General features: G+C 32.2%; 15 protein-coding genes. 7 read left to right on the top strand and 8 right to left on the bottom strand.

Annotated elements, in window-relative coordinates:
- From P8H50_RS01825 to uvrB, 5 genes are all read left to right on the top strand, one after another.
- Positions 1 to 186 (top strand): T9SS type B sorting domain-containing protein (locus tag P8H50_RS01825; RefSeq protein ID WP_300205001.1); only part of this gene is annotated, 186 nt, incomplete at its 5' end.
- Positions 187 to 274: 88 nt separating this feature from the next.
- On the top strand, positions 275 to 2,119 hold the full coding sequence (locus P8H50_RS01820) for a gliding motility-associated C-terminal domain-containing protein (protein ID WP_300204998.1): 1,845 nt from the start codon (positions 275 to 277) through the stop codon (positions 2,117 to 2,119).
- Between the two features lie 115 nt (positions 2,120 to 2,234).
- Entirely contained in the window at positions 2,235 to 7,043 is a 4,809-nt protein-coding gene (locus P8H50_RS01815; protein ID WP_300204996.1) for a T9SS type B sorting domain-containing protein, read from the top strand.
- A gap of 65 nt (positions 7,044 to 7,108) precedes the next feature.
- A complete protein-coding gene (locus P8H50_RS01810) occupies positions 7,109 to 9,454 on the top strand; it encodes a choice-of-anchor L domain-containing protein (protein ID WP_300204994.1) in 2,346 nt (781 codons plus the stop codon).
- A gap of 147 nt (positions 9,455 to 9,601) precedes the next feature.
- Entirely contained in the window at positions 9,602 to 11,605 is a 2,004-nt protein-coding gene (gene uvrB / locus P8H50_RS01805) for an excinuclease ABC subunit UvrB (RefSeq protein WP_300204992.1), read from the top strand.
- A 100-nt stretch (positions 11,606 to 11,705) separates the two neighbouring features.
- On the opposite strand, the gene P8H50_RS01800 is transcribed toward uvrB, so the two are convergent.
- Positions 11,706 to 12,422 carry a hypothetical protein gene (locus P8H50_RS01800; RefSeq protein WP_300204990.1) on the bottom strand — a complete coding sequence of 239 codons (717 nt, stop codon included), beginning with the start codon at positions 12,420 to 12,422 and terminating at the stop codon, positions 11,706 to 11,708.
- Between the two features lie 234 nt (positions 12,423 to 12,656).
- Here P8H50_RS01800 and P8H50_RS01795 point away from each other — a divergent pair, with 234 nt between their 5' ends.
- Positions 12,657 to 12,983, top strand: coding sequence for a DUF1456 family protein (locus P8H50_RS01795; RefSeq protein WP_300204988.1), 327 nt, complete (start codon positions 12,657 to 12,659; stop codon positions 12,981 to 12,983).
- Between the two features lie 74 nt (positions 12,984 to 13,057).
- Here P8H50_RS01795 and sucC read toward each other — a convergent pair whose 3' ends face one another.
- Positions 13,058 to 14,248, bottom strand: a complete 1,191-nt coding sequence (gene sucC / locus P8H50_RS01790; RefSeq protein WP_300204986.1) for an ADP-forming succinate--CoA ligase subunit beta — start codon at positions 14,246 to 14,248, stop codon at positions 13,058 to 13,060.
- 306 nt (positions 14,249 to 14,554) lie between these two features.
- Here sucC and P8H50_RS01785 point away from each other — a divergent pair, with 306 nt between their 5' ends.
- Entirely contained in the window at positions 14,555 to 15,772 is a 1,218-nt protein-coding gene (locus P8H50_RS01785; RefSeq protein WP_300204984.1) for a hypothetical protein, read from the top strand.
- 18 nt (positions 15,773 to 15,790) lie between these two features.
- Here P8H50_RS01785 and P8H50_RS01780 read toward each other — a convergent pair whose 3' ends face one another.
- The 6 genes from P8H50_RS01780 to dnaJ all read right to left on the bottom strand — a co-directional run bounded on the left by P8H50_RS01780 (position 15,791) and on the right by dnaJ (position 22,599).
- Positions 15,791 to 16,954 (bottom strand): sigma-54 dependent transcriptional regulator, encoded by a 1,164-nt coding sequence (locus P8H50_RS01780; protein ID WP_300204982.1) that lies wholly within the window; start codon positions 16,952 to 16,954, stop codon positions 15,791 to 15,793.
- Positions 16,954 to 17,841, bottom strand: a complete 888-nt coding sequence (locus P8H50_RS01775) for a DUF6268 family outer membrane beta-barrel protein (protein ID WP_300204980.1) — start codon at positions 17,839 to 17,841, stop codon at positions 16,954 to 16,956. Before P8H50_RS01775 ends, P8H50_RS01780 begins: the two co-directional genes overlap by 1 nt.
- 16 nt (positions 17,842 to 17,857) lie before the next feature.
- Positions 17,858 to 18,817, bottom strand: a complete 960-nt coding sequence (locus P8H50_RS01770; protein WP_300204977.1) for a mechanosensitive ion channel domain-containing protein — start codon at positions 18,815 to 18,817, stop codon at positions 17,858 to 17,860.
- Between the two features lie 4 nt (positions 18,818 to 18,821).
- The gene (locus P8H50_RS01765) at positions 18,822 to 20,156 is read right to left on the bottom strand and encodes an ABC transporter permease (protein WP_300204975.1); all 1,335 of its coding nucleotides are present in this window, start codon (positions 20,154 to 20,156) and stop codon (positions 18,822 to 18,824) included.
- A gap of 4 nt (positions 20,157 to 20,160) precedes the next feature.
- Complete coding sequence (locus P8H50_RS01760; protein WP_300204973.1) at positions 20,161 to 21,087, bottom strand: ABC transporter ATP-binding protein; 927 nt, start codon at positions 21,085 to 21,087, stop codon at positions 20,161 to 20,163.
- Positions 21,088 to 21,480: 393 nt separating this feature from the next.
- Positions 21,481 to 22,599 (bottom strand): molecular chaperone DnaJ, encoded by a 1,119-nt coding sequence (dnaJ, locus tag P8H50_RS01755; protein ID WP_300204972.1) that lies wholly within the window; start codon positions 22,597 to 22,599, stop codon positions 21,481 to 21,483.
- Positions 22,600 to 22,611: the final 12 nt, after the last annotated feature.

Below are 22,611 nucleotides of genomic sequence, written 5' to 3'. Positions count from 1 at the left end.
GTAATATATATATTTGATCGTTATGGCAAACTCTTAAAGCAATTAAGCCCAACAGGCGCAGGGTGGGATGGAACCTACAATGGTAACCCAATGCCAACAAGCGACTACTGGTTTACAGTAGAATACAGAGAACCAACTACTGATGAAAAGAAAACCATAAGAGCGCATTTTACACTAAAAAGATAAAATAAAACGCCTAAACGAAAGTTTAGGCGTTTTGGGTTCAATCTTGGTTTTAAAAAAATTCGTAAGTTTATAATATTATAAAATTGGAATGCAAAATAGAAATTTAGTCTTGATCCTTTTTATGTTCTTTCTTCATTTTGGAGTAAAAGCACAAGACATTTCAATTTTTCAACAATTTAATGGTCGTTACGATTACTTAGCTATTGGTAATACCTTAAATCAGGCAGAAAATAATATTGTACAATCTTTTTGTGAAACTCTACCTTCGTCTCAAGCCAATCTTAATGTAGATAGTTATTCAACAATAGTTGCTGCTTACTTGTATTGGGCTGGATCTGGTTTGGGAGATACAGAAGTGTCTTTTAATGGTACACAAATAAATGCTGAAAACACTTACAATACTATTTTTACGGATCCTTTTTTTGGAGATTTAAACTATTTCTCTTGTTATGCAGATGTAACGAACCAAATATTAGCAGAAGGCAATACTACATATACCCTTTCAGATATAGACATTACTGAAACTTTAGCCAATAATCCTGGTCATTGTAGCAGGCGAACAAATTTTGCAGGCTGGAGTTTATATGTCATTTTTGAGAATAACACTTTACCACTAAATCAAGTAAACTTGTTTCAAGGATTAGAAATTATTAACAGAAATGTTACCGAAAAAATAATCTTACTAGAAAATGTAAATGTACTAGATAATGACAATGCAAAAATTGGTTTTTTAGCTTGGGAAGGCGATAATGCTTTAAATTTTGGAGAAAGTTTATCTATTAACGGAACTATAATTTCCAATCCACCATTAAATCTAGCTGATAATGCTTTTAACGGCACCAATACTTTTACAAATTCTACTACATTTTTTAATGCAGATTTAGATGTTTATAATATAGAAAACAATATTGCTATAGGAGACACACAAGTTGAAATTAAATTAACAACTGGAGCAATAAACCCTGATACTGGAATATTTAGTGCAGATTTAATTATTATTAACAATATAATCACAGTTTTAAATAGTCAGCTACCAGATGCTTCAATTACTATAGACACTGTAGATAGTAGTTGTGCTACAAGATCAATAACAGTTAATTACACCGTTTTTAATACAAATAGCACAGATACTTTACCAATAAATACACCAATTGCAATTTATGCAGAAGGGCAATTAATTGGACAAACTGAAACAGAGAATAACATTCCAATTAATGGTAGTGAAAATGGAACGATCTCTATAGAAATCCCTACTATTATTCCAGACATCTTTTTGCTTGATATTGTTGTAGACGATGATGGCTTTGGAAACAGTACAGTAATAGAAATATTAGAAACAAATAATCACGATGAAACACAGGTTATTTTATTTCCAGAACCAACAATTAGTAATTTATCTAACCTCGAATTATGCGACATTGGGTTTAGTACAGCGCTATTTAATTTAAACAGTATACTTTTAGAAATAGATGAAACAAGCTTTTTGAGTTTCAGCTTTTACGAAACATTAGAAGATTTAGAGCAAAATACCAATAGTATTCTCAATCCAGAAAATTACCAATCACAAACAACGCCACAAACCATCTATGTAAGAGCTGAAAAAAAAAGCTGCTATGATATTTTTACATTTCTACTTAATACAGAAAAATGCCCACCATACATACCACAAGGCTTTTCACCAAACAGTGATGGTTATAATGATTATTTTAATATACAAGGCCTTTATACTATATTCCAAAAACACGAATTGTTAATATACAGCAGATATGGTAACCTTATATTTAAAGGAAACGATAATTTAAAATGGTATGGCATTTCTAATTATGGAACCAATAAAGGAAAGCTGTTACCAACAGGAACTTATTTTTATGTTTTAAAACTAAATCACGCAAATTATCGTACTTATTCTGGTTGGGTATATTTAAATCGTTAAAATAAAACCATATTTGATTTAAAAAATTGGTGAATTAACAAATTATCGTTATTTTCATACCTTTTAACTGATTTTAATTGTTATCAATCTGGCATGATACCATTACATCCCTAAAATGAGACACCAATACATAACATTATTAATATTTATTTTCGCATTTGGTGTTACACAAGCGCAACAAATTACTGTTGATGATTCACAATCACCAGAGCAATTAATTAACGCATTAATAGATGGTTGTGTAGAAGTAACAAATATTTCTAGTCCAGTAAACGGAAGTGTTAATGGCTTTTCTAGTTTTGGCTTTTTTGAAAGTGGAGCCTCAAACTTTCCTTTTGCAAACGGTATTATTCTTTCTTCAGGAAATGTAATGTCTGCTGGAAATGCACAAAACACAAATGCATTAAACGAAGGTGATGACAGTTGGCAAACAGATCCAGATTTAGAAACTGCTTTGGGTATTAATAACACATTAAATGCTACTTCTATTGAATTCAATTTTACCACAGCTACAAGTAGTATTAACTTCAATTACATTCTAGCGTCTGAAGAATATTTTGCAGATTACCCTTGTAATTATTCTGATGGTTTTGCTTTTTTAATAAAAGAAGCAGGAACTGCGCAGCCTTACCAGAACATTGCAGTTATTCCTGGAACTACTATTCCTGTGAACACTAGTACAATTCACGAAGAAATTGTTGGATTTTGCGATGCTGATAATGAAAGCTTTTTTGAAGGCTATAACATTGGTGACACTAACTTTAACGGAAGAACAACAATTTTGTCAGCTTCGGCTAATATAACACCAAATGTAGAATATAACATTAAGCTAATTATTGCAGACCAAACTGATAGAAACTTCGATTCTGCTGTTTTTATTCAAGCAAATAGTTTTAATAATAGTGTAGATTTAGGTGAAGATTTTTCAACCTGTGACGCTTCAGTTGTTTTAGATGCAGAAACTAATAACACTCAAGCAAGTTACGAATGGTTTTTAGACAATAACATTATAAATGGAGAAACAAATAGTACTTTAACAGCAACAACTTCTGGAGCCTATACTGTTGTAATTACTGTGCCTTTAAATGGCACAACTTGCAGTTTTGAGGACGATATAAATATTATATTAAATTCTGTACAAACTGCACCTCAGCTTCCACATTTTACACAATGTGACGATGCAAGTAACGACGGCATAGAAAGTTTTGATGTTACAACGCTTGATACACAAGCTCAAGCTAACTTACCAGCTTCTACCTATACAGTAACTTATCACATTACAAACCAAAATGCTATTGACGGTATAGGTGGCTTTACAAGTATTAATGTTTCCAATTCTCAAATCGTTTATATTCGTGCAATAGATAACAACACTGGATGTGTTTATGTTTCAACAGTACAATTAATAGTTAATCCTTTTCCAATCATAACAGCACCTTCAAATGTAGATATTTGTAGCAATGGTGGTGGAAACGTTATGCTTACAGATTACAATTCAGAGATAACTAATAACAATCTAAATTACAGTGTAACCTATCACTTTTCTCAAGTAGATGCAGACACAGGAGCTAATGCAATTGAATCGCCTTACACTCCAACAAATACAACAGAGCAACTTTTTATTAGAGTTGTAGATATTACAAATGGCTGTGTTGCATTTACAGATATAACGTTACAGGTGTTAGATAGTCCAAATGTAAACCAAGAAATACAACAAATAAATGCCTGTGAGTTAGACGATAATGGCATAGAAGTTTTTGATTTAACAAGTGTAATTAACGATGTTCTTCAAGGTTTAACTAATGTTACTGTTGCCTATCACATAACTGCACAAGAAGCACAAAATAATGAAAACCCAATTCCAGATCCTACTCAATTTGAAAATACAATACCAGATCTTCAAATTGTTTATATAAGAATTGAAAATAATAACAATTCGTGTTTTGAAATTGTACCTATAGAATTACATACAAACATATTAGAAACAGGAACAAATATTAGAAATTTTGGTGTGTGCGACGAAGCACCTGACGATAATGAAGGCACCTTTGATTTAATGGCTATAACAACTATAATTGCTAATAATTTAGAAGATATTACCATAACCTATTACGAAACTGAGGACGATTTAAACAACAATACCAATCCAATTGATGATACTACTCCGTACTTGGTACAAAACAGTTTTCAAATGCTTTACCTTTTAATTGAAAATTTAGACTGTTCTAATACAACTGAAATTGAACTTATTATTAATCCTTCTGTAACCATATTAAACGAAGATCCTGTAACCTACTGCGATACAAACGACGACAGTTTAACCTCTGTTGAACTAGCAACATTTAACAATGTAGTGAATGTTGATATTGAAAACCCAATTGTTACTTATTACGAATTTGAAGCAGATGCAGACGCTAACATAAACGCATTACCTCCTTTTTACGATAATACTGTAAATCCTTTTACTGTATTTGTTAGAGTTACAAATGGTGTTACTGGATGTTTCGATGTAAAACCATTACAGATTGAAGTGCTTCCTGCGCCTTCGGTAAATCCAGTTTCAGGATTTATTATTTGTGACGACGACCAAGACGCTATGTCTATACTAGATTTAACGTCTAAAAACAACGAAATAAACACAGATACAACGACCATATTTTCTCATTATTTATCCGAAAACGATCTAAATAATAGTATAAATGAAATTACAAATAGTACAAATTATAATACTGCTAGCACTACTATTTATACTAAAGTGGAAAACAGTATAACAGGTTGCTTTGCCATAACAACAATAAATGTTATAGTAAATACATTACCAGTTTTTCCTGTAATTTCTAATTTTATTCTCTGTGAAGATGATGGTAACCAAATAGCAGATTTTATACTTGCAGAAAAGGATGCCGAAATTCTAAATGGACAAACAGGCAAAGAAGTCTTTTATTTTGAAAACCCAAATGATGCGTTAACCAATACCAATAGCATCGATAAAAACACCATTTACAATAATACATCTCAGTTTCAAACCATATACGTTCGTGTAGAAAACATCACAGACCCTTCTTGTTTCGGTTTATCTAGTTTCGAATTAGAAGTTGGCTCAGATCCTATTTATAACCTTCCACAAGATGTTAATGTGTGTGACGATAATTCTAACGATGGTTTTGCAACCTTCAGTTTAAATGATACTACACAAGAAGTTATTGCAAATAGTACAGATAATTTAGTGGTAACCTACTACTTAAATTTAGCAGATGCAGAAAGCCAAACAAATGCCATTCAAGGCGATTCGTTTACAACTACAGAAAACCCACAACAATTATTTATAAGTGTAGATAATGGTACATTTTGTAAAAGTGTAGCCTCTTTTGAGTACAATGTGATACAGGTGCCTATTATTGGTAATGCTCCAGACTTATCGCAATGCGATACAGATACAGATGGAAGTATGATTTTCGATTTAACACAAGTTGAAATAGATGTTGTAGCCATAAGACAAGAAAATACAATCATTAATTTTTACGCCAATGAAACCGACCTATTATCAGGCACAAACCAAATAACGACACCTGATGCTTACAATAATATTGAAAATCCGCAAACGGTTTATATTGAAGTTTATAATACCATTTCAAATTGTGGTGCTGCGGTTCCATTCGATTTAATAGTAAATATTCCACCTACAATAGAAGACATTGAATTTTACGATATCTGTGAAAACACAAACAACAGCATTAATTTATTCGATACTACTGCAGCTCTAATTGGTACACAAAATAACGTTATACTTTCGTTCTACTCTAATCTAGCAGATGCAGAATTGTCTCAAAATGCTATAAACACGAATTATACTTACACCACTAACAACGATACTATTTTTGTAAGGGCAGAAGATAGCATTACTGGTTGTTTTAGCACTGGTTTTTTTAATTTAAGAGTAAACGCTTTACCTACTTCAAATTTACAAGACTTAGAAGCTTGCGATGATGATTTTGATGGCTTTTTAGTATTCGATTTAACCCAACAAACTACTGTTATACTCAACAATCAAGACCCATTAATTAACCAAGTGAGTTATTTTGAAACAGAAACAGATGCACTAAATAACACCAATGCTATTACAGATTTATTATACAATGCGCAACACGAACAAGTATTATATGTAAGAATAGAAAACATAAATACAAGCTGCTTTACTAGTGGAAACTTTAATGTTTACGTCAATAGAAAACCTGAAGTAGATATTGAAGATCAAGTGGTTTGTTTAGATAATTTACCTTTGGTTGTTTCTGCTCTATCTAATGAATCTTCAGATACCTATTTATGGTCTACAGGCGAAACAACTCCAGAAATAGACATTGTTTCAGTTGGTAATTACTCTGTAACCATTACATCTATTTTTGGTTGTACTGCGACTTCAAATTTTAGTGTAAGTGCTTCACAACAGGCTTTAGTAAGTTTCGATGTATCTCCAGCTTTTCAAGATCCACACACTATTGTTGTTGAAGCCGAAGGTCTGGGAGACTATGTGTATCAGTTAGACGATAACGAACCTCAAACCTCAAACATTTTTTACAATGTACCTATAGGTGTACATTATATAACAGTAATAGACCTTAATGGTTGTGAACCTTCGCCTCCACAAGAAGTTTTTGTTATAGATGTTCCGCAGTTTGTAACACCAAATGGAGATGGCTTTTTCGACACTTGGCACATAACAGGAGTTAGCCAACTAGGAGGCACTGTTGTTACTGTTTTTGATCGCTACGGAAAGCTTTTAACAGTATTAAAACATACAGATATTGGATGGAATGGTCGCTACAATGGTAACCTAATGCCTGCAAACGATTATTGGTATGTTGCAGATGTTGTTTTTGAAGGCGAAACCTTTCAATTAAAAGGCCATTTTACTTTACGTTTATAACACGTCTTTAACACTTTTTATACATTTTTTAAAAAAGTTCTTCTTTATCTTTGCATGCTGTTATTATGATAAAGAAAACTTTAATATTTTTCCTGTATTTTTCTGTAATTTGTGTTAACTCACAAAACGTTACAGTAGACAGTCAGTCGTATACTCCACAGCAACTTATAGAAGATATTTTAATAGATAGTAATTGTATATCTAACATACAAGTGACTAATACAATAGGAGGAAATTTTGGAGGTAGCGACCAAAGTTATGGTTTTTTTGATGCTACTGGAACTACTTTTCCGTTTCAATCTGGTATTGTATTAAGTACAGGAAGATTAGTAAATGTTCCAGGACCAAATACGAGTTTAAGTGATGATAATGCGCCAAACTGGTCAGGTGATGCAGAGTTAGAAACTGCTTTAAACGAATCTAATACTATTAATGCTACCATTTTAGAATTCGATTTTGTGTCTCCTGCAAACCAAATTAGTTTTCGTTATCTTTTTGCTTCAGAAGAATACCAAGAAGGCAACTCTAACACCTGCCAATATTCAGATTTATTCGGGTTTTTAATTAAGCCTGCTTCAGCTCCAGCTACAGATTACGAAAATATTGCACTTATTCCAGGAACACAAACACCTGTTAAAGTAACCACAGTGCATTCTGGTATTCCTGGCTCCTGCGATCCAATAAATGAAGCTTATTTTGGCAGTTGGAACGATTCTAGCTATCAACCAATAAACTTTAACGGTCAAACTTCTATTTTAACTGCTACAGCAAACACAGTTCCTAACATCACCTATCATGTAAAATTAGTAATTGCAGACGAGCAAAATTTTAGATACGACTCCGCTGTTTTTCTAGAAGCTGGAAGTTTTAAATTAACCACAGACTTAGGTCCAAATTTATTAGAAGCTACAGATAACGCTTTATGCAACAACCAAACAACTACTTTAAATGCCACTCAAACAGGTGCCATAAATTACAAATGGTTTAGAAATAACGTAGAACTACCAACAGAAACAAATGCCATCTTAACTGTTGGCAATGCTGGTACTTATAATGTAGAAGTTACACTTGCCAATGGTTGTATTTCTTATGGAGAAGTTGTTGTAGAGCAGTTTCCACCTCTAGTAACAAGCAATACCTCTTTAACCAACTGTAATACTGGACAAAACGGTTTTTCTACGTTTAATCTTATAAATGCAGATCAAAACATAACTGCAGGAAACCCAAATTTATCTGTACTTGGTTTTTACACCTCGCAACAAAATGCGATTCAACAACAAAATGAAATTAGTACACCAGAAAGTTTTCAAAACACCTCGTTAAATCAAATTGTTTATGCGCTAATAATTAACGCCCAAACGAGTTGTACTGCGATTTCACAAATTACATTACAAATATCGAACAACAACTTACCAAGTTTTAACTTAAACGCTTGTGATACTGATGAAATTGATGGTTTTACCATTTTTGATTTAAATGAAATTACTACTCAAATACAAGCTTTAGTGCCAGTAAATGCTACTGTAAATTATTATTTAAATGAAGGAGACGCTTTCACTAATACGAATTCTTTAACCTTAAATTTTGAAAATACAGTAATAGAGACACAAACCATATACGCAAAAGTAGTTTCTAATGGTGCAGATTGTTATGCCATAACAATTGTAAACTTAACGGTGTTGGACAGTCCGGAAATTGAAGAAGATGACACTAAAAACTATTGTCTTAATAATTTTCCTGAAACCATTACTTTACAAGCTGGTGTATTAAACGATGTCTTCCATAGTTACAGTTACCAATGGCTTTTAAATGGTACAGATACAGGAATTACAACACCATTTATAAATGCAAACCAAATTGGAACCTACACAGCAATAGTATCTGTACCAAATGGTTGTTCTAATTCTCGAAACATTATCGTAACACCATCAAACGCGCCAACTATAGACAATATTGAAGTTACAGAATTAACTGCAAACAACACAGCTACAGTTACAGTGTCTGGTGATGGCGACTATGAGTATGCTATAAATAATGCTTTTGGTTACTACCAAAATCAAAACACATTTTCAAACCTTTTACCTGGCTTTTATACTATTTATGTTCGTGATAAAAATGGTTGTGGTAATGCTGAAATAGAATTCTCTATCTTAGGATTTCCAAAATATTTTACACCAAATGGTGATAATATAAACGAAGTTTGGAAACCTATTGGTAGTTCTAGAAACTTTAATTCTAATTTAGAGCTTCTTATTTTTAATCGTTATGGTAAATTACTAAGCAAAACAACAGCTTTAAAAGGTTGGGATGGCACTATAAATGGTTTTAATCTTCCTACAAACGACTACTGGTTTATTATAAACCACCCAAATGGCAAACAATATAAAGGGCACTTTTCTTTAGTGAGGTAAATTATTTTACGCATTAAAACAAAAATAAATTTAAAGTTAACATTTATTGCAAGTTTGCCATCAGCACTTAATCTAAAAAAACAAGGAATTGCAAACCTTAACGCTTCATTAAAATATTATCAATAAGATATTCCGTAATTTTGCTTCATGCGTTTCAAAATACAATCAGAATTCAGTCCAACAGGAGATCAACCTACAGCCATAAAACAATTGGTTAATGGTTTAAACGCTCAAGAAAAATATCAAACCTTACTTGGTGTTACTGGTTCTGGTAAAACGTTTACGGTTGCCAATGTTATAGAAAAAGTACAAAAACCAACCTTGGTTTTAGCGCATAATAAAACTTTAGCAGCACAATTATATAGCGAGTTTAAACAGTTTTTTCCTGAAAATGCTGTAGAGTATTTTGTGTCTTACTACGATTATTACCAACCAGAAGCTTATATACCTACTTCTGGTGTTTATATAGAAAAAGATTTGTCTATTAACGAAGAGATAGAGAAAATGCGTTTAAGTACAACCTCCTCGCTTTTATCTGGTCGTCGCGATGTTATTGTAATAGCATCTGTATCGTGTTTGTATGGTATTGGAAATCCTGTAGAGTTTCAAAAAAATGTGGTGACTTTAGAGCGCGACCAAGACATTTCACGCACAAAGTTATTACACCAATTAGTACAAAGTTTGTACTCACGTACCGAAGCCGATTTTAAACATGGTAATTTTAGAATAAAAGGTGATACTGTAGATATATTCCCAAGTTATGCAGATAATGCCTTTAGAATACATTTTTTTGGAGATGAAATCGAATTAATAGAACAGTTCGATATCCAAACAAACGAAGTTATTGAAGAATACGAGAGGCTAACTATCTATCCTGCAAATATGTTTGTAACCTCTCCAGATATTTTACAAGGTGCTATAAAAGAAATACAAGACGATTTAGTAAAACAACACGATTATTTTAAAGAAATAGGAAAACACTTAGAAGCTAAAAGACTCAAGGAACGTACAGAATTTGACCTTGAAATGATTAGAGAACTAGGCTATTGTTCTGGTATCGAGAACTATTCAAGATATTTAGATGGCAGACAACCAGGCACAAGACCATTCTGTTTATTAGATTATTTTCCAGACGATTACTTAATGATTGTAGACGAGAGTCACGTAACTATTTCGCAAGTGCATGCCATGTATGGAGGAGACCGAAGTCGTAAAGTTAACCTTGTAGATTATGGTTTTAGATTGCCAGCTGCTATGGATAACAGACCACTTAAATTTGAAGAATTTGAAGCCTTACAAAACCAAGTGCTATATGTTAGTGCAACTCCAGCAGATTACGAGTTACAAAAAACGGATGGCGTATACGTAGAACAAGTAATTAGACCAACAGGTTTACTAGATCCAATTATAGAAGTTAGACCAAGTTTAAACCAGATAGATGATTTAATTGAAGAAATACAACAACGTGTAGAAAAAGACGAACGTACATTAGTTACTACACTTACCAAGCGCATGGCAGAAGAATTAACTAAATATTTAAGCCGAATAAATGTACGTGTTAATTACATACATAGTGATGTAGATACTTTAGAGCGTGTACAAATTATGCAAGATTTACGAAAAGGCATTTACGATGTTTTAGTTGGTGTTAACTTACTACGTGAAGGTTTAGATTTACCTGAAGTCTCTTTAGTAGCTATACTTGATGCCGATAAAGAAGGTTTTTTACGTTCAGCTAGATCATTAACGCAAACCGTTGGTCGTGCAGCAAGAAACCTAAACGGAAAAGCCATTATGTATGCAGACAAGATTACTAATAGCATGCAAAAAACAATTGATGAAACTGAATACAGACGCGAAAAACAAATTGCATATAACACTAAAAACAACCTCATCCCAAAGGCTTTAAATAAAAGTTTAGATAGTGCTCTAAGCAAGAACTCTGTTAGTACTTATAGTTACGAATTAGAAGCTGCTCGTGCTGCAGAACCAGAAAGCGAATACTTAACCAAAGGCGAATTAGAAAAGAAAATACGCGAAAAACGCAAACTTATGGAACAAGCAGCCAAGGCTTTAGACTTTATTATTGCTGCACAATTACGAGATGAAATAAAAAGCTTTCAAGGTAAATTAGAGATGTTAAAAAATTGAATTTTTAACCGATTCGTTTTGGAGTGGTTCGATTAACGTTTAGTATAAGCGGCCGTTTTAATGCCGCTTATACATTGTTATGTGTAGAAAGTAGTTTAAATTATTTTGAAACGACAAATATCCACTCTTCTTTATAATATGATACCGTTGTCAAAGTATATCCTTCATCCCATCGATTTTTTAGAAGTTTGATTAGATAGTCAAAGTCTTTGTTTTTGTGAAATCGTTGTTTGGTATACCCTGTATTCCCGCTGGCAATTGCAAAAACTTTATTACCAAATGCAAATACATCTGTAATGATTTTGCCATCCGTTTTTTTATTTTTCATTAGTTCATCTGTAGGAAACTCAGTCCAATGCCACCAACTTTGTGACCAATCCAAACCTTTGGACATTACACCTAAGTATAAGTCATTTCCAAATGCCACCTTAGTAATGTCGTATCCTTCTTTCCATGCTTCACTTATTGCTTTTTCAAAGTCAGCAAAATCTGTCTTTAAAAAATACTTTTGACCCGAAATACCTGTATCTCCACTCATAACTACTATCCAGTCAGAGCCATCATAGGTAACATTGGTAATCCTATATTTTCTATCCCAAAGCTCCTTCACTTTTTCAGCTGGGAACGTTTCTCCCCAACGATAAGCTTGACCGGACCAACCAGTTCCGCTTGAAAGTAATACCCGATACATCCCATCACCATAATCAAAGTCGGTGATTAAGTAATCCTCATCCCATTTTTCTTTAATGCTATCTTTAATATCAGCCCATTTTGACCGGTAAGTAAAACTTTGTCCTTTTCTCTTAGTAGCAATCATAATCGTTTCCTTTTTTTATTTTATTTATTACACATAATGCATTGATAAAAAAGCGTTTCAATGTTTTTTATCGTATGTTAATCGACATTTAGTTTAAAAAAACAACAAAGTCAAGGTTTAATTGCCCTCAATAGTATATTAATAGATATACTAAATCGTTTTTTATTATGATTAGTAACACTAAACTGTTTAGATAAAATTGAGTAATTTTACAATCTAGTAAAAAATACTACCATGACAAACAACGACATATTTAAAAAACTACGTGTAGCACATAAACTTCGTGACGATGATATTATTAAAATATTAATGCTAGTAGATTTTAGAATTTCTAAAAGCGAATTGAGTGCTTTTTTTAGACGTGAAGATCACCCAAACTATGTAGAATGTGGAGACCAAATTTTGCGTAATTTTTTAAATGGTTTAGTGATTCATCTTCGTGGTCCAATGCCAAAAAAAGGCGAAGCAACTAAGCAAGATTTATCTAGAAAAGTAAAGCCAAATCCTTACGATAATAAAAAGAACTATAATAAACCTAAAAACAAAAAGAGCAACGACTAACGTTGCTCTTTTTTTATGTTGAAATTCTATAAACACTTAGACTGCGCTTGGTGTGAAATAGAACATAATTACATTTATGCTAAAACTGCTTGTACTTTATCTGCAGCTTCTTGAAATTCTGTAGCACTCATAACATCTAATCCAGAATTATCTATTAATTCTTTAGCAATATCTGCATTGGTTCCTTGTAAACGTACAATAATTGGAACACTAATGTTACCCATGTTTTTATAAGCATCAATAACACCTTGAGCAACACGATCACAACGAACAATACCACCAAAAATATTAATTAAAATAGCTTTTACAGCTGGATCTCTTAAAATAAGTTCGAAAGCAATTTCTACTCTTGCAGCATCTGCAGTACCACCAACATCTAAAAAGTTAGCTGGTTCACCACCTGCTTGTTTAATTAAATCCATTGTTGCCATTGCTAAACCAGCACCATTTACCATACATCCCACGTTTCCGTCTAGGTCTACATAGTTTAATCCTTGCTCTCCTGCTTCAACTTCTATTGCATTTTCTTCACGTAAATCGCGTAATGCAGCTAAATCTTTATGTCTAAATAACGCGTTGGCATCTAAAGTTACTTTAGCATCAACAGCCATTATTTTAGCATCACTTGTTTTTAACACTGGATTAATCTCAAATAAAGAAGAATCAGACTTTACATAAGCTGTATATAAAGACGTTACAAATTTTGTCATGTCTTTAAATGCAGCACCAGACAAGCCTAGATTAAAAGCAATCTTACGCGCTTGAAACGGTAAAATTCCTGTTGCAGGATCTATTTCTTCTGTAAAAATTAAATGTGGTGTTTCTTCAGCAACCGTTTCTATATCCATTCCACCTTCTGTAGAATACATAATCATGTTACGTCCTGTACCTCTATTTAGTAAAACAGACATGTAATACTCTTCAGGCTCAGAATCTCCTGGATAGTATACATCTTCTGCCACTAGTACTTGGTGTACACGTTTCCCTTCTGCTGAAGTTTGAGGTGTTACCAAATCCATTCCTATAATTTGACCAGCAATAGTTTTAACCTCATCTAAATTTTTAGCAAGTTTAACACCTCCACCTTTTCCACGACCACCAGCGTGAACCTGTGCTTTTATTACGTGCCAACCTGTCCCAGTATCTTCGGTTAATTTCTTTGCTGCTGCAACTGCCTCATCAGCGTTTTGAGCAACAATACCACGTTGAATACGTACGCCAAAGCTGCTTAATAATTCTTTTCCTTGATATTCGTGTAAATTCATCTTTAGATAGATTTATTTTTTATTTCCTCGTTTATGCTGAATTCATTTCAGTAGAGAAGGAAATCCATAAAATTTTAGTGTCACAAAAGTAAATAATCACAAGAACTTACCCTAATATTTAATTGTGAAAAAACAAAGTTATAAAAATGTTTAAGTCTCCTGTTTCTAAATCTATTCTTGATGGTAAGTTAGACAGCTTAATCTGTGATATAATTTTATGATTTTTTATTTCAATTTTTTTCATGCGCTTTAAATATTGTTTAAATATAACGAAGAATTCATACTTTAGCACATTCAATTTTTAATATGAAACAACTATCGCTTTTTCTTTCTTTGTTTTTGTTTGTGAGTCTCTTTAGTTTTTCTCAAGAAAACACGAGTTCAGAGCCTTTTATAAAAGAAAATATTACAAAACCAAGTATTCTATCTACGCATACTTTTGGTGTTTATTTTTCTAGATTACAAGGTTATTTTAATTCTAAACCCTTAAAAAACAAAACACTCTCTTTAAGTTTAGAAAGTGGAAATGTATGGTCTCCAGGCATAAAAGTTTACATTCCTAAAAGTGAAGCTGACAGAGCAATTGCCAGAACTTATAATTGGGATCAAGCGCATAGAGGGTTTGATGGTCGCTCTTATGAAAAAGACTCTTTTAGCACCAAAAACGATGGCGTAATAAAAGGCTTAAGAGGAAACTTAAATTTTAAACTTGCAGAAAAACATGAATTACAAATAGGCTTTAGAGCCTTTCTTTTAACAAAAGGAAAAGCTCCATTTACACTATTAACAGGAGATCAATTTATAGAAAGTTTTCATAGTAATATTGCTGGTGGCGAAGATCCGTTTGATAGAAAAGTTTTTGGATTAGAACAAGCAGGTATAGAATATACTGATAGGAATGGAAATAGCTTAAAAGTAGATAACGGAAACTTATTTGCAACAGGACTTGAAACAGCCTACTATTATTATCCTGAAAGTTTAAGCAATAAAAACAAACGGTTTTATGTAAACTTTGGTGCACATTTAGGTATTAATTTATCTAGCAGTAACTCTTCATTAGACTTTGGGTTATCTGGAAATGCATTAAAAACATTTGTTATTAACGATAGAAGTAATTTTAATGTTGGTACAAGTTTAGGTGTTTTAAAGAAAGCTTTAGCTGACTTTAAAAGTGATAATCTGGAATTTGGTACTAATAATTTTATTGCAAATTCTGAAACAGCTTTAGAGTACAGCTTAAGAACTAAGAGTGCAAATGTGCATAGTTTTGGTGTTATTTTTTACATTCAAACAAGTTTAAACAAAAAAGAAGAGCTTGAATATATTGTTCCAATAAGAGATCCTTTAGCCTTTAATTCTTGGGGACATGGTGCAACTAATTTGTATAAAAACAATGATTACTGGTCCCTAATTTATTCTTACACAAAAAAAGGAGTAACTTTAAGTTTTTATCTTCAACAAGATTTTACTGTTATTAATATTCCTGACGTTCAAACTGGATTTGGAGTACAATTTGGTCTTTAACTTCTAGTTATTTAATAATTATTTACTTGCAAATAATTTAACATCTTGCTCGCTTACTTCTACTCCACCAAGAATTATTAATCTTTCGATTACGTTTCGCAGTTCTCTAATGTTTCCTGTCCAATCGTATTCTTGTAATAATTTTATGGCTTTCGCCGAAAAACTCTTTTCTATTGTTCCTTGTTCGCCTGATATCTTCTTAGTAAAGTGTTTAATTAACAAAGGAATATCGTCTCTTCTTTCGTTTAGTGCAGGAACTTTTACAAGAATGACAGCTAATCTATGGTATAAGTCTTCACGAAATCTACCGTCTGCTATTTCCTTTTTTAAGTTTTTGTTAGTTGCTGCTACAACACGAACATCTACTTTTATATCTCTGTCGCTGCCTACTCGCTGAATTCTACTTTCCTGCAAAGCACGCAGTACTTTTGCTTGTGCAGATAAGCTCATATCTCCAATTTCATCTAAAAAAATGGTGCCTCCATTTGCTGCTTCAAACTTGCCTGCTCTGTCTTTTGCAGCACTTGTAAAAGCTCCTTTTACATGACCAAACAACTCGCTTTCTATTAATTCGCTTGGTATTGCAGCACAATTAACTTCAATCATTGGTCCTTTTGCACGTGTGCTTTTTTCGTGTAACCAGTGTGCAACTAATTCTTTTCCTGTTCCGTTTGGTCCTGTAATTAATACACGTGCATCTGTTGGTGCAACTTTATCTATTATGTCTTTAATTTGAGAAATAGCATCACTTTCACCAACCATTTCGTACTTTTTGCTAACTTTCTTTTTAAGAATAGTATTTTCTACAACCAATTCTTTTCTATCTAAAGCATTTCTGACTGTATTTAGCAAACGGTTTAAATCTGGTGGTTTTGAAATATAATCAAAAGCACCTAAACGCATGGTATTTACTGCTGTATCCAAGTCACCATGACCAGAAATCATGACCATAGGAATCTCTGGTTTTATTTTTTTGGTTGCTTCCAGTACTTCAACACCATCCATTTTTGGCATTTTTATATCGCAAAGCACAAGATCGAAATCTTCTTTTTTTATTTTTTCGATTCCTGCCAAACCGTCTTCGGCTTCAAATAATTCGTATTTATCATTTTCTTCAGATAGAATTTTTATTAAAACTCTTCTAATTGCAGCTTCGTCTTCTATTACTAATATTTTTGGCATTATATTTTAAATTTAATTCCTGTTCTTAAGTAAAATGCGTTTACATTGTCTAATTTATAAACTTCTTCTCTATTCTCATCACGTAATCTATTATTCATATTTATTGTATAACCAGTATAGGCATACCATATTAAATGGTTTGTTAAACAATATTCGTAGCCTAATCCTGCGATTACTACAGAAAGCGAAATACTTTCTGCTTGATTACCTCCTTCAATAACAATACCATCTTGAATGTTTGCAAAATAACCATCGATACCAACAAACGTTTGCAAAATACTTTGTTCACTAAAAAAATATTTTACGTTAGTTTTTGGGACTCCAAGATTATAAGACCATTGGTTGTTTATACGTCTATAATAACTTATAAATGGTAACGGTAATGGTACACCTATTGTACTATTATAAGTAAGACCTAAAATTAATCGATACGGTTTGTTTATAGTTTCAGACTTTGTTTTATCATTAATGGCATAAATACCTCCATTTATTAAAAAATCATCTCCTGTAATTTCATGCCTTAGCGTTGATGCTATTCTGGGAGAAATTTTAGCGCCAAAACGCCAACCACTTTTTAGTTTAAAAGTATAGCCAACATTTAAATCTATAACATGTAAACGGTTTAAATTTGAGGTATCAAATGGGTAATTATCTTCAATATCAAAGGCTATTCTACTATATTCTCCACCAACAATAAGGTAACAATCTTCTGATGTTTTTATTGGATAATTTACTAAACCTCTAAATCGGTTAAAACTATCTTCGGAATTACTTTTAGGTATATAAGAATATTCCAAACGCGCTAAATCTTTAAGTTGAGCAAATGTGTTTTTTGATGCAACAATAGAAAAAAATATAAGAAAGAACTTAACCGTTTGGTATTTCATAAATTAATTATTCGAATTAAGATTGCTTTGAAGACATTTTTAATTGAATATCCTGATTCTCTTTTTGAATAACATGAACATCGCGTTGTGGAAATGGAATACTAATGTTATTTTCTCTAAAAAGTTTATCTATTGCAAAGCGTATTTCACTTTTAGGAAATCTTGCATTAAAACTATCTTCTATAGTAAATGCGACTCTAAAATTTAACGAGCTTTCCCCAAAATCTGTAAATATTACACGAGGTTCAGGTTGCTTAAATACTAAACTTGAAGATTTTGCTGCTTTGATTAATAATTTTTCAACCAGTCTTACATCACTTCCATAAGCTACTCCTACATCTATAGTTTCTCGTGTTGAAGAACCATTTTGTGTCCAATTATATAAACTGTTAGTTAAATATAAATGGTTTGGGATGACTAGTACTTTATTATCTATTGTAACAGCTCTTGTAGTTCGTAGTTTTATTTCCTCTACTCTACCAACTTTTCCTTCTATTTCTATAATATCTCCAACATGCACAGATTGGTCTACTAAAATAAAAATTCCAGAAATAATATCTTGAAATAATGTTTGTAATGCTAAACCAACACCTATTAATAATGCTGCTGATGCGGCAAAAATAGCAGTAACATTAATACCTAAAGAACTTAATACTACTAAAAAAACAATAATATAAATTAACCATCTGGCAAAAGAAAATACTGTAGTAAATTTTGCTCTATCCTCAATAGGCATATGGCTGGTTAACAACTTCTTTAACCAGCGTAGTACAAAAGTTGTTAGCATTAAAACAGCTATAACTAGTATAATGTATTTTATTTTTAAAATTCCAGTTACTGTATCATTTTCGTTAGTAAAAGTATAAAGAGGGTAATTTAATAATTCAACAAATTTCTCCCACAGACTACTCTCGCTAATAACCTCGCCAACTTTCTCTAATTCTTTTTCTATTTTATTTGTTACCGTTTCTTGCATTTTACTAATATCTAATCCATTTTAAAAGTTCTTTATAAGTTGGCTTTTTACCATACATTAAAATACCAACTCTGTAGATCTTGGAGGCTAACCATATTGTAAATATAAATGTACCAATTAAAATTAACAATGAAAGTATTTGTTGCCAGATAGGAACACCAAACGGAATACGCATAAGCATAACCACTGGAGATGTAAAAGGAACAAAAGAAAATATTGTTGCAACTGTTCCATGAGGATCTCCAACTACTGTAAAACCTCCTACATAAACAGCCAAAATTAAAGGCATAATTATAGGCAGCATAAATTGTTGGGTATCTGTTTCGTTGTCTACAGCTGCACCAATGGCAGCATATAAAGAACTGTATAATAAATAACCACTTATAAAAAACAAAATAAATGCTATAATTAAGTTGGCTAATGGCATATTAAAAAACGCACTTATAAATAATTGCGCATCTGTATTCGAATCTGGATTTTGCATGGCTTGCGTCATGAGGTCTTGTTGAGGCGTATTTATTTGAGTAAAATCAATATCGAAAATTAAAGATGCAATAACCATAAGAATGCTTCCTAGTAGTATCCAAATTGCAAATTGTGTAATTCCAGCTAATGTGGTACCAATAATTTTTCCTAACATAAGCTGTATTGGTTTAACTGAAGAAATAATAACCTCTATTATTCTACTGGTTTTTTCTTCTATTACAGAACGCATAATCATATTACCATAAATAATAATAAACATAAATAATAGGTAACCAGCTGCTCCACCAAAAATAAGCTTAACTAAACTATCGGCTTTAGAAGTTTTTTCTCCTGTAAAGTTTTCTTGATTTATAGTAATATTGGTTTCTGCATTTTTTAGAGTTGCTATATCAACACCTTTGCTTTTTAAATTCAATTCTTTTAAACGCTGTTCTATCTTATTTTCTAATCCTGTTATAATTTCTAGAGAAGGGGTTTCAGCAGAATAAAACTCTACATCAACATTTTTTTTTGCTTCAATAGGCATTGAACCAGTAGTTGGTTTAAAGTCTTTAATATAAAGCAAACCGTAACTTTCTTGTGCTTCTACAATGGCTTTAGCTTGTTCTAAAGTAAGATTATCTAGTACTGTATATTTTATAGTTTTGGTGTCTTGAAATACTGTTTTAATTTCATTAGTGTAGTCTAAAACACTAATGTTTTTTTGTTTATTATTGTTTAACTGAGACAAATAAGCGACTACAGAAAATAGAGCAATCATTATTAACGGACTTAAAAAAGTCATAATTATGAAGGCCTTATTTCTTACTTTAGTAAAGTATTCGCGTTTTATTATAAGTGGTAAATGATTCATGTTTTTAATTATTCTTTACTGCTTGAATAAAAATATCGCTTGCACTTGGTATTAATTCTACAAAATGAGACACTTCTCCTTTTGAAGTTAAATAACTTAATAGTTGATTTGCAGATTCGCTTTCTGAAAGCTTTATATTAAGTTTTAAACCATTGTCTAAGGTTTTAAAGTCTGCTGGAGAGGTTGTGAATTTTTCTGAGAGTAAACGTTCTAACATTGGAATATTATCTGTATTCATTCCTACTTCGAAAGTATTAGTTTTATATTGCCTTTTAATAGCATTTAAGTTACCATCTAAAATCTTGTTCGATTTATTAATTAATGCAATATGATCGCAAAGTTCCTCTACAGATTCCATTCTATGGGTCGAAAAAATAACAGTTGCTCCTTCTTCTCGAAGTCTTAAAATTTCGTTCTTTATAATGTCTGCATTTATTGGGTCGAAACCAGAAAAAGGCTCATCGAAAATCAATAATTTTGGTTCATGTAAAACGGTTACTACAAATTGAATTTTTTGTGCCATTCCTTTGGACAGCTCTTGTATTTTTTTGTTCCACCAATCTCCAATTTCTAACCTTTCGAACCACATTAATAAACGTTTTTTAGCTTCAGCTTTATCTAAACCTTTTAATTGAGCTAGGTACAATGCTTGTTCACCAACTTTCATGGTTTTATATAAACCACGTTCTTCTGGTAAGTAGCCAATATTTTGAATATGTTGTCTTTGTAAAGGTTCACCATCTAAAAACACCTTACCAGTATCTGGCATTGTTATTTGATTGATAATACGTATTAAAGTAGTTTTACCTGCTCCATTAGGCCCAAGAAGTCCAAATATGCTTCCTTTTTCTACAGCAATAGAAACGTTGTTAAGCGCTGTAAAATCTCCAAATGTTTTAGAAACTGATTGTGCTTCTAATAGTTTACTCATAGATGAATCTGTTAGTTGTGTAAATATAGAAAATGTTAGTATGTAAGCGCTGCTGTTTAGATTTAATTTAACGCTGTTTAGGTGAAATAATGCCTATTAAAGTTAAAAGGAGATTTCAACCGTTAATGGATTAAAAATTACTTTTTCATTCTTGTTTGTGTTTTGAACTTATAAAAACAAAACCTTATTAAAAACAAAACCCACCCTTTACGCAAATAAAGGATGGGAAAAAATTGCTATGAAAAAGAAAAATTACCATTGGCGCAAACCAATGATAAATCAAATATACTATTTTTTGTTTAACTATTGCTTTTTTGATTAAATAAGTTAGTTTTTTAACATAAAAAAAATCTGAAAGTGTGTTTCAGATTTTTATTTTAAGCTCTACTAGTGTTAAGAAAACATGTCTTTTACCTTCTCAAAAAAAGACTTGTCGCTATGTTCTGGCTTGGGAGAAAAATGTTCGTCATCTTTCATTTTTTCAAAAAACTCTTTTTGTTCTTTGCTTAATGTTTTTGGTGTCCATACATTAACATGTACCAATAAATCGCCTTTACCATAACCATTAATGCTAGGAATACCTTTTCCGCGTAAGCGTAAAATTTTACCAGACTGTAAACCTGCTTCTATTTTAATACGTACTTTTCCGGTAACTGTATCTATTTCTTTAGAAGCGCCTAATATGGCATCTGGCAAACTTACATACAAATCGTAATGCAAATTATCACCTTCACGTTGTAAAGTTGGATGATTTTGCTCTTCTATAGCAACAAGTAAGTCTCCCGCAATTCCATTTCCTGGTGCATCATTTCCTTTACCAGAAACCTTAAGTTGCATACCATCTACAACTCCTGCTGGTATTTTTACAGCAATAGCTTCTTCTCTTACTATTAATCCTTGGCTATCTGCTCCTGCTGGTTTTTTATCTATAGTTTGTCCTGCTCCAGAGCACGTAGGACATGGACTTGCCGTTTGCATTCTACCCAATATGGTATTTGTAACTCTAGTTACTTGACCAGAACCATTACATGTGCTACAACTTTTATAGGTTGTTCCTTCTGCTTGAACTTTACGTTTTACTTTAATTTTTTTCTCAACACCATTAGCAATTTCTTCTAGTGTTAATTTTACACGAATACGTAAATTACTACCTTTTACACGACGTTGTTGTTGCTGTCCTCCAAATCCAGAGAAACCACCTCCACCAAAACCGCCTCCAAAGATATCTCCAAATTGGCTGAATATATCGTCCATATTCATTCCACCACCACCAAAGCCACCACCTCCTTCGAAGGCTTGGTGTCCAAATTGGTCATAACGTGCTTTTTTATTTTCGTCGCTTAATATTTCGTAGGCTTCTGCTGCTTCTTTAAATTTAGCTTCTGCATTAGCATCGTCTGGATTTTTATCTGGATGAAACTCAATTGCTTTTTTTCTGTAAGCTTTTTTTATTTCGGCAGTAGTAGCATTTTTGCTAACACCAAGTATGTCGTAATAATCTTTTTTTGCCATATTATTTATTTA

Origin of the sequence: Lacinutrix sp., assembly GCF_029238095.1 — a bacterium.
Taxonomy (GTDB): Bacteria; Bacteroidota; Bacteroidia; order Flavobacteriales; family Flavobacteriaceae; genus Lacinutrix.
This window is presented reverse-complemented; position numbering and strand designations above follow the sequence as displayed.